Raw genomic sequence first — 12,570 nt, forward strand, 5'->3', positions numbered from 1 at the left:
GGCGAATCGCGGCTACCGCGCTGCTGCGGGCCGCTCCGGTGACGCGCGACACCCGTCCACCGACCGATCTGCGACGTTGACATGCCATGACGTCGCGGTCACGGCTGTCGCTGCGCCGTGGTGGTAGGTCGCAGCGGTCAGCCAGGCCACCGCGAGGGCGGAGGAGTCCTGCTGGTTCAAGCGGCCGAACGCGTCGCGACTCCGTCGGTGACCCGCGCGCCGTAGTTCACGTAGCACGGACGCGGCTGTCGGCAGTTGGGCGTCCATGAGCGCCCGCGCGTCCCGGTCGACGTCCGGCACCAGGGCGGCGCGGCCGGCGGCGACCACCCGTTGCAGGTGGTGGGTGAGGAGGTGCAGCGGCGGTTGGGGTTGGTCGTTGTCGTAAGGCTCTGTGGTTCCGGCGTCGGGTAGGTCGGCACGCTGGATCTGGTCGACACCAAGGTCGACGTGTCCGCCGAAGCGGTCCGGCAGCCAGGGCGCGGCCACGGCGAGTCCGTGGACCTGGCGGGGTCCGTGGAAGCGCCCGATCATCCGTACCGGCATGGCGGTGGCGTGAGCGGCGAGCAGCCGCAGGTTCGCGACGTACGGGAGCACCGGATCGTCGTGTGGAGCGACGACGACGACCGGCCCCGGCAGTTGCGTCGTCCGCAGGAGTAGGCCTCGTCGGTCGGCGGCGAGGACACCGTCGAGGAAGGCGAGGTCGTGACCGGCGGGCCGCTCGTGTGGGGCGACGTCGAAGGCGTTCAGCCAGCGGGCGGCCTGTTCGGGGATCGGTTGCCGCCAGAGGACGTCGGCGGGTTCCTCGTGCCAGGTGCGGCCGGTGGTTCGTACGGCCTGCACGGTCCTGCCCTGGCTGAGACGCCGGTCGGCGGACGCCTGGGCGTTGACGACGGTGATCCCGGCGCGGTCCAAGTCCCGGTGGCTGATCGTCACGTCGCCGAGGTTCACGCTCGCCTGGGCGGTGTTGCGGGCTGTGTCGCCGTCGCCGGGGCGGGCCTGTGCCAGGCTCCAGATGGTCGATGCGCCGTCGGTCAGGTAACTGATCGCGCCGACGTGCCCGGTGGTGGTGCGCAGCGGCTCGGTGCACAGCCCGTACAGGTGCAGATCGCCGGCCGGGCCGTAGCCGCGCCGACTCACGCCCCGGGCGGCCTGCTGGTCACCGATGCCGCTGATCAGGAGGTGCGAGACGGTCAGCACGTCGCGCAGTGCCTCGGTGAGGTCGGCCAGCCGGAATGCGGGGACGCTCTGGCGGGCTGCGCGGAGGAGTTCCACCACTGTGGTCGCGGCTGTCGCCAGTCGGGGCAACCCGATGGCGCGTGCCTGGTGGATGGCGCGGAGCAGGTCCGCCTGGGTCACCGCGCCGGCGCCTGCCACCCCGTGTTCGAGGATCTGCGCAACCACGTCGCGCGTCCGGGTGGCGGCGGCCTTCTCGTCGGCGGTGGCGGCCGCAGCGGCGGGATCGGCCTCCGTGGTCACGACGGACTCGACGCTGGCCCCATCCGAACCGGTCGCGGCCGCGTGGTGTGGCTGCGTGCTCAGGACGGGGGCGGCGCTGAGCACCGCGGCTCGGTGCAGGCAGCGTGGTGCGAGCAGGCAGGTGCAGGTAGCTCGTTCGGCGGTGTCGAGTGGGGTGGTGAGGGTGACGGTGACCTGGTCGTCGATGGTGATCGTCGCGCCCGAGTCGGACGTGGTGACGGTCCAGGTCGACTGCCTCTCGAGAGCCTGGTCGAGCTTGGACCGCAGCCGGGCGGGAAGGGCGGCGACGGCGTCGGCGACGACGTCTGGTGCGACGGCGGGCAGGTTCATCGGACCTGGTCTCCGATCCAGCGGGCCAGTTCAGTGGGGCTCAGCGCGGCGACAGGCATCCCGGCGGCAACGAGTTGCCCGGCGACGCCGGTGCTGTAGCGGGGTTGACCTCGGTCGTCGAGGCTGGCGCAGCCGAGCAGGGTCACCCCGTCGTCGGCGAGTGCCCGGACGGCGGCCAGTAGCCCGCCGATGGGATGTCCCTCCTCGAAGTCGCTGACGAGCACGACGAGACTGCGGCTGGGGGTGGTGACGAGCTGCCGGGCGTAGCGCAGGGCGGCGGCGATGTGGGTGCCGCCGCCGACGCTGATCTCCAACAGCAGACTGAGCGGGTCGGCGACCCGGTCGGTGAGATCGACGACCTCGGTGGAGAAGGTGACGAAGTGGGTTCGGAGGGTCGTCACGCCGGCGAGGACGGACGCGGTCAGCGCCGCCCAGATCGTGGACGGTTCCATCGACCCGGACACGTCGACGAGGAGGATGACCTGCCAGTCGACGCTGCGTCGACCGCGGCTGCGGAAGACGAACCGTTCGGGGCGGATCTGCGCCGCGCCGTGGGAGTCGAGGTGCGCGGTGTGCAGGTTGGCGTGCACGGTGGCGCCGAGGTCGAGGCGTCCGGCGGGTCGGCGGGTACGTCGTGGTGTGGCGAGCCCGGTCAGTGCCGGTCGGATCTGTCGGGCCAACTGCGCGGTCAGCTCGGTGACGAGCCTGGCGACGAGTGGGCGCAGTCGGTTGAGCCGCGCCTCGGGAAGCCCGCCGGCCAGCGCCAGGACGGTGTGCAGCAGTTCCACCGAGGGGCGGACGTCGTCGGGTGCGATGGTGAGCAGGGCGTCGGCACGTCCTCGTTCGGCGGCGCGGGCGAGCACCTCGTCGCGTACCGCGGCGCCGAACAGCGCTTCGAGGTCGTCGGCCCAATCCCGCACCTGCGGGTATGCGGGTTGTCTGCCACCGCCGGGTCCGGCGGCGGTGTGGGAGCCTTCTCCCCTACCACTGCCGTACAGCTCGTCGAGTGCGGTGGCGAGTCGACGGGCGTGCGGTGGCAGGTCGTCGGGGCGGCGGCCGAGCAGCAGCCGCCAGCGCTGCGCGGCGGGCAGCGTGTGCGCTCGGTGAGCCGGGCGGGGCTGCGCCGGCGACGGTGGTGGAGCCGATTCCTCGGCGGTGTGGTCGTCCGTGCCCGGTGGCAGCCCGAGGGCGGTCAGGGCCTGCCGTCCCGACTGGTCGACGGCGAGCCAGTCCGCGAGCAGGCCGGGTGCGACGCTCACGGACGGGTCGAGGTCACCGATGCGATGCCGGACGGTGTCCAGAACACGGTCCCGGTCGGCGGGGCTCAACACCTCGAAGCCACCGCGCAGCGCCGGCAGCCGGCGGATGAAGTGCTCGTCGTCCCAGCCGTCGATGGTCTCCAGCAGCGGAGTCAGCGTGTCCCCACCGGCTTCGAGCAGGGCGCCGGCGAGACTGAGCGCTCCGCGGAGTCGGTCGGTGCATTCGGCGGCCGGCATCTCGGTCCAGGACGCCAGGACCACGCCGAACGCGTGGGGGGCGGCGATGCCGAGCAGCACCTGGACGGCGTGGGCTGCCCCCCGCATCAGGGGTGATCCGTCGCGGGCGAGGCGGCTGACGGCGTGGCCGAGGCGCAGCAGGTGGCCGCTGTCGTCGGCGTTGCGGACAAGGTCGAGCAGCGCGCGGGCGTCCCCGGGGTCGGTGGATCCGGCCAGCCCGTCGATGGCGCGGACTGCCGCGGCGTGCAGGTGTGTCAGGTGCTCGTCGAGGCCGGCTGGTGGTGACGGGGTGGCGGGGATGTGCCCCCGGCGCAGCCGCTGGAGCAGTTGGGTGGCGGCGGCGAGGTCGGCGAGGGTGGCGGTGCCGGTCACGGCGGTGTGCAGGTCGGCAAGGCGGACGTCGACGGCGTCGGGTAGTCCGCACGCGGCGGCGCGGGTGAGCCCGGCGACAGCTTGTGCGGCGGTGGGGCCGCCGTCGGTCACCTCTCGGCGGCGCCGGGTGTTCAGCATGCCGGCGGCGGCCTGGGCGAGGGTGACACCGTGCGGGCTGGCGGCGGCGAGTCCGGCGTCGGTGCCGGGCTGCCAGTGCAGCCGCCAGCGGGTGGTGAGGGTGTCGGCGGTGGTGGTCTCGACCGGCTCGGCGTAGGGCACCTGGCAGGCGTGCAGTCGCTGCAGGGTGGCCTCTCGTCGCCGGTCGAGTGGGGTACGCAGGGGATCAAGCCGAACGGTGCGGGGCGGGTCACCGGGGCCGGGCAGGCGCAGTTGCTGTAGCAGGGCCGTGGTGGCGGGAGTCAGCCCGCAGACGGGTGTGTCCGGGCAGGGGTGACCGCGGCGCTGTCCGATCAGAGTGTGCTGCATGGCGACGGCGACTGCTCGGCCCCGGCCGGCCGGTTCGCCCTGGGCGAGGACGGTCTGCAACGCTTCGACGAGTTCACCGCGTCCGGCGGCGGGCAGGTTCCGCAGTCGGGCCAGGTCGTGGGCGAGCCGGGTGATCTCGGCGGCCTCCGCCGGGCCCGTGGGGTGTCCCTGGTCCCGCAGGTGCCGGGTGATCTCGACGGCGAAACCGCGTAGGTGGGTGGCCAGCGCGCTGGGATCGGCGTGCGCCTCGTGGACAGCCTGTTGCCATCGAGGGTCGCGGATCCCGGCGGGATAGCCGGACCGCGCGTCGAGCAGGTCGAACGAGTACGGCACCAGAGAGACGACCGGGGTACGTCGTTGTGCCTGGGCCTCAGGTGTCGGTGGCGTGGTGGATGCCGGGTGTCCCGGTGTGGTCAGCGCGGGGGCGTGGAAGGCGCCGACGACGACGGCGAGCCGGCCGGGGGTCTCCGCGATCTGCTGCCGCATCCACGCCTCGCGCCGCTGGTCGAGGGCGCCGATGCCGTTGGCGGCATCGGTGCGGAGCGCCCAGCCGACGGCCAGCGCCGACCGGCGTACCGCCTCCGGCGGCGAGCCGGGGGCCGCCGCCTCGACCCAGCGGTCCCACAGGTCGTCTCCGGTCCGACCGGTCAGGGTGGCCCGCACGCTGTCGGCGTAGCCCTTCACCTGCGATCCGACGGCTGCCGGACGTTCCTGCCATGTCGGGTCGCTCAGCGGAAGATCGCAGCAGCGGGCCGGCACGCCTCGCCGATGCGCCCACCGCAGCGCGGCGAGCTCCGGGGAGAAGTCGGCGAACGGGTAGAAGGCGAGCGGTCCGCCCTCGTCACCGCTGGCGGCGGCCAGGGCCACCGGCGCCCGGGTGTCGGGGTGCGCCAACCAGGTCAGCCACGGCTGCATGTCGGCGGGCAGCTCGACCAGCACCGCGTCCGGGGCCGCCGCGTCCAGCAGGGCGGGGATCGCCGCGGCGAGCACCGGCGAGTGATGCCGCACGCCGATCAGGGTGACGCGGCCGGTGTCGCTCAGACGTGCGACGGCGGCGCGCGGGTCGTCAGCGGTGCTGTCGTCAGTCACGCAGGACATCGCGCTGTTCCCACAGCTGCCGCCACATCCGGCCGCCGGCCTCGGCGCGGCGGCGCAGGGCGCCGTCCCAGTACGCCAGCAGCCGCGCATGGTCGGCCGGGTCGTCCTTGCGGACGACACCCACCAGGTGCCCGGGCAGCAGCGACAACGGGTCCGGGCCGGGAAGGTACGCGGTGGACAGGCCGATCGACGCGGCGACGGCGACCGCCTCGGCGGTGCTCATGACCGAGGACGGACGTTCCACCTCCCAACCCTCGACGGTGCTGCCGGTGCGCAGGTCACGGAAGGCGGTCACCAGGGTCTCCAGCACCGCCTCGTCCACCGCGTACGCGGCGCCGACCCGTTCCACGGCGGCGCGGGCCTGCCGGGTGACGAGGGCGACCTCGGCGTCGAAGTCGGCGATCGGAGGCACCACCTCGAAGTTGAACCGCCGTTTCAACGCCGCGGACATCTCGGACACGCCCCGGTCCCGCAGGTTGGCCGTGGCGATGACGCAGAAGCCAGGAGCCGCGTAGGCGACGCTGTCGTCGGGGAGTTCGGGCAGGACCAACCGACGGTCGGACAGGATCGACACCAGCGCGTCCTGCACCTCGGGCAGGCAGCGGGTGATCTCCTCGACCCGGGCGACGGCGCCGGAGGTCATCGCGGTGAGCACCGGTGAGGGCACCAATGCCTCCCGGGACGGCCCCTTGGCCAGCAGGAGCGCGTAGTTCCAGCCGTAGCGCAGCTGTTCCTCGGTCGTCCCGGCCGTACCCTGCACGGCCAGGGCGCTGGTGCCGCACACGGCGGCGGCGAGCAGCTCGGACAGCATCGACTTGGCGGTGCCCGGTTCGCCGACGAGCAGCAGGCCCCGTTCTCCGGCGAGGGTCACCACACACCGCTCGACCAGGGCCCGCTCCCCCACGAACTTCGCCGCGAAGGTGACCTGACGACCGTCGGGGCCCTGCACGGGGCGGCCGGCGGAGCCGGCGATGAACGTGACCACCGCCTGGGGGGTCAGCGTCCAGCCGGGCGGGCGGGGACCACGGTCGGCGGCCGCCAGGAACGCCAGCTCGTCGGCGTACCGGTGCTCCGGCGGGTCGATCTGTCGGGTGTTCACGCCTTCTCCTGCAGGTCGAGGTAGCGAGGTTTGTCGCCGGCGCTCACGCGATCCCACACCGCGCGGAACAGCTCCGGCATCGTGCGGTTGACGAGCGTCAACCCGTTGAGGAACAGGTACAGCGGCTGCTTCCAGGTCTCCATGGGTGGGGTGGGGTTCTTCGCCGCGAGCCAGCCGCCGGGCAGGAAGACTCCGCGACCGGCCCGTTCCCGCTTGCCTGCCACCACCAGCCCGGAGTCGAGCAGAGCCGCCTGGGCGTGTTTGAGGGTGGCGGGCTTCCACGCGTTCCAGGTCCGCACGTTGACATCCGTGGGGTTCGGCAGGGCGAGCAGCTGCAGGTAGTAGCCGGCCGAGTCCCGGTCGAGGCCGGTGTGAGCTGCGACGGTGTCGACCAGGTCGGGTGCGCTGACCCGGGGGTCGCGATGGTCGCCGCTGGCTCCGTCCGGTGTGGCCAGTGTGGCGGCGATGTCCGGGGAGAGCACCAGCCGCAGCGTGTCCGTGACCGGGCCGAAGATGAAGCTGATCGCCGGGTCCTGCGGTCCGCTGAGCCGGGCCGGGGCGAGGTGGTGCACGACCACGTTCCCGACGGCGGCTCCGGTCACCAGCGCCGGTCCGACCTGGGGTGGCTCGTCCGCATCGTGTCGCCCGGCGCCGATCAGCAGCCGCGGGTTGCGCAGCCGCTGCCGCAGCAACTCCAACGCCCGGGGCAGAGCATCGCGCATCGGGTCACCCCACGGCAGCTGGTACGCCAGCCACAGCAGCGCCACCGTGCACCCGTACAGGTGGTTGCCGTCGAACGGGGTACCGCTCGTGGCGGTGGTCTCCAGTCGGCCCCAGTCGCCGGGCTGGCTCTCCCCGTCGGTGGTCAGCCAGCTTCCGGGTGCCGGATCGGCGATCGTCTGCAGGATGTCGGCCGCTCGGTTCGTGGGCAGGACGCGGGTGGCGTCGGCGAGCAGTTGCTCGCCGATGACGACGCGGGCGCCACGCAGTGCCAACCAGGCCGTGGCGAGACGGTCGACGTCCGGGCCGGTGCGCCACAGATCGGCGGGGTCCTGCGGCATCGCCGCGTCCACCAACGCGATGCGGTGCCCGTACGACAGCGACTTCAACGCGTCGCGGGCGGTGCGCGCCTGGGTGCTGTTAACCCCGAGGATGCGCCGCTGGTCGGGGGTGAGGAAGTTCGCCTGCCAGTCATCGATGCCGGGAAGACCAGCCAGCAGCAGGGCGGCCTCGGCCCGCGTCATGCCCGTGCGCCGCACCAGGTCGTCGACGCATTCCGCGCGCCACGGGGCCGGGCCCTGCTCGGCGAGCAGCCGGCAGAACGCCCTGATGCGATCGGCGCCCCGCCAGCCGGCCGCGACGGTCTCCGCCTCGACGGTGGCGCCGGGCGGCGGGGTGAACCGCCCGTCCGCGGCCCACTGAACGGCCGTACGCCGAAACTGCCTGCCTCGCCCGGCGTACCAGATGGGGCTGTTCTCTGGCAGTAGCACCGTGACCTGGGCTCCGTCGCGCTGCACGACCCGGTGGTTCTCCGGGGGTGCCTCGTCCCACGCCGCGGTGAGCACCCGCACCGCCTGTGCCGGGTCGGCCAGAACGGTACCGGCCAGGGTGGACAACACCTGGGCCAGTGCGGAGCGCTCCTGCTCACCGGTGGCCGGCGCGGCGGCGCGGAGGGCCAGGGCACCGAGCCCGCCGAGCGCGTCCACCCAGGTCGGGGTGGCCTGCGGTACGTCCTCGACCGTTGCGGCCGCGAGGACATCGGCGACCGCGGTGATCTGGCGGAGGATCTCCCGCCGCGTCTGGGCACGGCCGCTGTAGTAGGTGAACCGTTCCGCCGGCAACAGCCCGGACCAGGCGGTGCGCAGCAGGTCGTCGGCGACGGCGTCGGCAGTGCCTTCGTCGACCGGCTCGGTCGCCACCAGCTGCGGCACCCCTTCCAATCGCCGACGCAGCCGTACCGCGCGCACCACCTTGTCCGCCACGGCGGTGCGCAGCACCGGGTCGGTCACCTCCGTCAGCACCTCGGTGACGAGGGCCAGCGCCACCGCGTTGATCTCGGTGGACGTCGTGACGGTGTCGTCGACCGCCATCAGCCGGGCCGCGTCGGCGGCGTCGAGCCGCCGCAGCCGGGCCGAGCCCGGCACGTCGCGCGGGGCCAGTGCGTGCCACCAGGCCAGCGGCGGAACGTGCCGGGATGGTCGGCACCGGTCCACCGGTTCTCGGCCGTCGGCGCTCCACACGGTCAGCTCCAACTCGGCCCGGTGATGGGGCCGCCCGGTCACCGGTAGCACGACGTCGCTGCCCGGTAGCCGGAGACCGGCAACCAGCGCGTCGCTGTGGAACGGGTGGCGGCTGGCCCGGACCGCGCTCGGATGCCAGGACACCCGCCGTCCGTCGACCCCCTCCCCCACCTGCGTTCCGTCCGACAGGCGGGTCACCCGCCAACCGACCAGCCCGTCGCGCCAGCCCAGTGGCGACGAGGCGAACTGTGCCGGTGCCGGCCGCAACTCGCACAGGTCAGCGAGAAGGGTCGCACCCGGGGGCAGGTCGGCGGCGAAGAACGCGGGCAGGCTGTACCGGCCGCCCTCGCCCGTCGCCGGGTCGTACTCCCGCCAGCGCCGCTCCCTGTCCATCGGGTCGGTGGGCTGTTCGCACCGCCAGAACGAGACGCCGTCACCAGCGACCGGATACGTCGCGGCCGGACTGCGGGTGTCCCCGGCGTGCCAGGGCCGACTGCCGGTGGTCGTCGCGCCATCGGGTAACGGCAACGGGATCGACCGGCGGCCCCACAGGGCGTGGGCGGTCGACTCGCCGGGCTCGATCAGCTCCTCCGGGTCGGCCGACCAGTAGCCGGCGGACCGGCCGCCGGTGCTGTGCCAGGTGACGAGGAGCTGCCCGTTGACCAGGCGGCAGCTGGTCTCGGCGTGGGGGTAGCGCGCGTGCGGGCTGTCCGAGGGCGGGTACCGGAAGATGTGTTCACTGGTCGGAACGTCGTCGTCGACGTCGACGACGTGTGCCGTCCGGTTGTCGTGCACCACCAACTGCGGCCAAGCGTCGCCGAAGCGTCGACCGAGCTTGTCCTCGGCCACCTGCTCATATGCCGGCCAGGACAGCTCCGCCACCAGACCGGCCCGCAGTGACCGGGCGAGCACCCCAGGCACGTCGACCTTCGCCAGGGCGGTGAACGCGCCCGGCGCCAAGGCCACACCGGCAGGCGACCACACGGCCGCGAGCTGGGACAGCGCCTCGTCCAAGCCGATCACGGTGCCCTCCGACACCCGGGCCGCCCGTTCGACGAGTAGCTCCGCCAGCACCTCCCGCAGACCGGCCGCGCCCAGCGTCTCGGTGATCAACCGCGCCGGCAGTGGCCCCGATCCTTGACTGTCGTGCAGCTCCGACAGGGCGTCGGCGGTCCCCCGTGCCAGCAGCACCCGACACCTGGGGTCGGCGGCGACGGCGCGTAGGTCCCGCCGGCCGGGGCCGGCGTCGCGCACCCAGGCCGACACGGTGAACGCGGCGCTGTCGGTGTCGATCACCACCGGCACCCCACCAGCGAGGCACACGTCGAGAACATCCAGGTCGGCCCGGTGAGCGAAGTCGTTCCACAACGTCACCGGCCGGCCCTCCGCCCGCAGCCGCGGCACCAGGTCCGCGACGACGCGGACGAGCCGCTCACAACGACGCCGGCTGCCCCGTTCCCGCAACGCCATCAGCCGCTCCAGCCACCGCGCCGCGGACATCGTCGCCGCCCCGTCCCCCAGCAGATCGAGCGTGCCGGTGGCGTCCAGCAGTTCCAGCCAGAAGTCGGTGACATCCGTGGACCAGCCGGGCGGCTCGGGGAGAATCTCCGCCAGCCGCGCCCGCACCGCCGGGTCGCGCTTGGCCAGCCGCAGCAGGGATCTGCGATACGCCTTCCACACCGCCTCGCTCGAGCGGACCATCGCGGGGAACGCCAGTAGCTGCCGGATCACCTCCTCGGCCTGCTCCTCGACGTCCACGCCGGCCGCCTTCGCCAGCCGCCGCAGGTCCTCCGCCATCCCGGCGTACGGCGGCAACCCGCCGGCGACGCGACGAATGGCCAGGGTCCGCACCAGCTCGTACGCCTCGGTCGCCGGTCGCCGCGTCGCAACCGCGCGGGAGTACTCGGTCAGCGCCTTCGCCGTCAGCGCACCGGCGAAGGCGAACTCCAGGTGCACGTCCCGCAGCCGCTCCTCGTCCACCGGCAGCCCGTGCACCTGCTCGGCCCGGCGGGCCTCGGCGAAGCAGCCGCCGGCCATCCGCGGGTTGTCGGCGGCGCGGAACGCCCGCCCGGCCTCCTCCCAGAACGTCGGCAGGAAGTGCGGCGCCGCCGCGCCCAACCGGTCGGCGAGCTGCTGGTAACCATCGCGGGCGTTACCCGGCTTGGAAGCGGCGCTTCGCGCGAGCCGGGCCATCTCCTTGACCATCGCCAGCGCGTGCCGGCCGTTCGCCGGATCATTGATCAACGCCCAGGCCGGAAACCCGAGCGACTGCCGCCGGGCCGTGCCCACCGGCGTCGGCTCGGCGGTACGGCTGAAGCCGAGGAACTCCATCGACAGGTCCTCGGCCTCGCCCAGGGTCGCCCCGGCGAGACGGACGACGGTGCGGCCGGTCAGCGCCGGATGGGTGTAGTGGCGCGCGGTCACCACATCACGGTCGGTCTGCGCCTCACCGTCAGGCAGGATCCCTCCCGCCTCCAACAGGGCCTCACTCATGCCCGCTCACCGTCCTCGTCGACAACCCGGCCGGCGTGAAGATTCGCCGCCATCCGCATTCCTTCCGACCACGCCACCGGCCCCACCGCCGCCAACCCGACCGCCTCGCCATCCGGACCGGTGAAATAGAGCGGGCCGGTCTCGGTCTCGTACAACGGGTCGCCCTCGCCGATCCACACCGACGCGACCATCGGGACGCCGTCCTCCCACACCCGCACCGACGCGGCGCCGCCCTGCACGCGGTAGCCCGCCGACGTCGCCCGCGCCTGCACGTGGCGCAACTCCTTGTAGCGGCCCCCGGCATACCGGGCCAGGTCGCGCCGCCGATCGTCGAGTGACTCCGGCAGCGCCCACACCTCACGGAACAACTGCAACGTCTCCTGCCGCACCCCAAGATCCGCGGCGAACTCCCGCAGATCTGACAGATCAGGCAGACGAACCGGGTGCGGCAGAACTACCTGCACGGCGGTGAGCCGTCCGCTCTCGCCGTCCAGGTCCACCACACCCAGACCCTTCTCGGGGTCCGCGTCACGCAGCAGGCCCGCGCGGTCGGTGTCCCATCGCCCCGCACCGTCGACCGGCACGACGACCAGATCACGCAGCGACGTACGCCATGCCTCGTCTGCCCACACCTCGCAGATCACCGTGGTCGGCACGGGCAGCGACCGCACCATCCACTGCTCGACCTCGCGTCGGCAGGAGATCTCGTGCCGCTTCAACCACTGGGAGAGCTGCCGCAAGCCGACCACCACGTCGGTGTCACGCAACGCCTTCGGCAGGCTCTTGAGCAGCCTGCCCTGGCGGTTACGCGCGATCACCTTCCCTCGTTCCAGGCCTACTTCATAGTCGACACCGACTGCCAGCCAGCCCATGTTGATCTCCTCCCGCCGAGCAGTGAGCGGGATTGTGCCACCCGGGACCGACACTCGAGATCACCGTCCGATGAGAGCTCGCACCGGCAAGCAGGGCTCTCCACAGAGCGGCACGGCTACCACGGCCAGTGCTGACCCAGGTGGGTCGGGTCGTCGCCCGGAGCCACCACGAACACGTGCTCGCCGCTGTCGCCGAACACCAGCAACGGCCCCGTCTGCGACGCCAGCGCCACCGTCGCGGCCAACACCGCCCTGCCGGACGGCTTACGGAGCCCGATGTCGGTCACGGCCTGGCCCAACTCCACAGGCGCGTCCCCGCTGGCACCATCGACTCCCACGCTGACCTCCCCCAGGTCCAGGCCACCCACAGATGGGCAGGTGGCCGGATCCGGGCAGCCCGGAAGTTCGCTGGTCACGTCATGTCCGGCTAGCTGGAACCACGGCACGCCGTGACAGCCGGCCCTCCGGAACGCAGCCAGCACCTGCGCCACCGTCGGCAGCTCACGAGGGGCCGGTGGCTCGTCCGGCAGACCAAAGGACGACTCGGCTTCAGCCACCCACTCACGTCCACCGCCTGAGGCCGCCACATGCAGCGGCGTGACCATCAA

The 12,570-nt window shown here is 73.0% G+C and carries 6 protein-coding genes; all 6 read right to left on the minus strand.

Translation table 11 applies throughout. The features are described 5' to 3' along the window. Nucleotides 1-12: 12 nt before the first annotated feature. The 6 genes from GA0070612_RS25360 to GA0070612_RS25385 all read right to left on the minus strand — a co-directional run bounded on the left by GA0070612_RS25360 (nt 13) and on the right by GA0070612_RS25385 (nt 12,300). Nucleotides 13-1,806 carry an SWIM zinc finger family protein gene (locus GA0070612_RS25360; RefSeq protein WP_088990201.1) on the minus strand — a complete coding sequence of 598 codons (1,794 nt, stop codon included), beginning with the start codon at nt 1,804-1,806 and terminating at the stop codon, nt 13-15. Continuing rightward, nucleotides 1,803-5,249 carry a DUF5682 family protein gene (locus GA0070612_RS25365; protein ID WP_231924338.1) on the minus strand — a complete coding sequence of 1,149 codons (3,447 nt, stop codon included), beginning with the start codon at nt 5,247-5,249 and terminating at the stop codon, nt 1,803-1,805. Before GA0070612_RS25365 ends, GA0070612_RS25360 begins: the two co-directional genes overlap by 4 nt. Beyond that, nucleotides 5,242-6,357, minus strand: a complete 1,116-nt coding sequence (locus GA0070612_RS25370; RefSeq protein ID WP_197699239.1) for an AAA family ATPase — start codon at nt 6,355-6,357, stop codon at nt 5,242-5,244. Before GA0070612_RS25370 ends, GA0070612_RS25365 begins: the two co-directional genes overlap by 8 nt. Next, on the minus strand, nt 6,354-11,090 hold the full coding sequence (locus GA0070612_RS25375; protein WP_088990204.1) for a hypothetical protein: 4,737 nt from the start codon (nt 11,088-11,090) through the stop codon (nt 6,354-6,356). Before GA0070612_RS25375 ends, GA0070612_RS25370 begins: the two co-directional genes overlap by 4 nt. Next, entirely contained in the window at nt 11,087-11,962 is an 876-nt protein-coding gene (locus GA0070612_RS25380) for a DUF4132 domain-containing protein (RefSeq protein ID WP_088990205.1), read from the minus strand. Before GA0070612_RS25380 ends, GA0070612_RS25375 begins: the two co-directional genes overlap by 4 nt. A gap of 116 nt (nt 11,963-12,078) precedes the next feature. Continuing rightward, nucleotides 12,079-12,300, minus strand: a complete 222-nt coding sequence (locus GA0070612_RS25385) for a hypothetical protein (protein WP_157742599.1) — start codon at nt 12,298-12,300, stop codon at nt 12,079-12,081. Nucleotides 12,301-12,570 lie beyond the last annotated feature (270 nt).

The sequence above is a fragment of the Micromonospora chokoriensis genome (assembly GCF_900091505.1).
Lineage (GTDB): Bacteria > Actinomycetota > Actinomycetes > Mycobacteriales > Micromonosporaceae > Micromonospora > Micromonospora chokoriensis.

What these genes read in the sequence shown, in the direction of transcription:
- GA0070612_RS25380 (WP_088990205.1), bottom strand. Translation starts at nt 11,962, where the DNA reads ATGGGCTGGCTGGCAGTCGGTGTCGACTATGAAGTAGGCCTGGAACGA.
- GA0070612_RS25360 (WP_088990201.1), bottom strand. Translation starts at nt 1,806, where the DNA reads ATGAACCTGCCCGCCGTCGCACCAGACGTCGTCGCCGACGCCGTCGCC.
- GA0070612_RS25375 (WP_088990204.1), bottom strand. Translation starts at nt 11,090, where the DNA reads ATGAGTGAGGCCCTGTTGGAGGCGGGAGGGATCCTGCCTGACGGTGAG.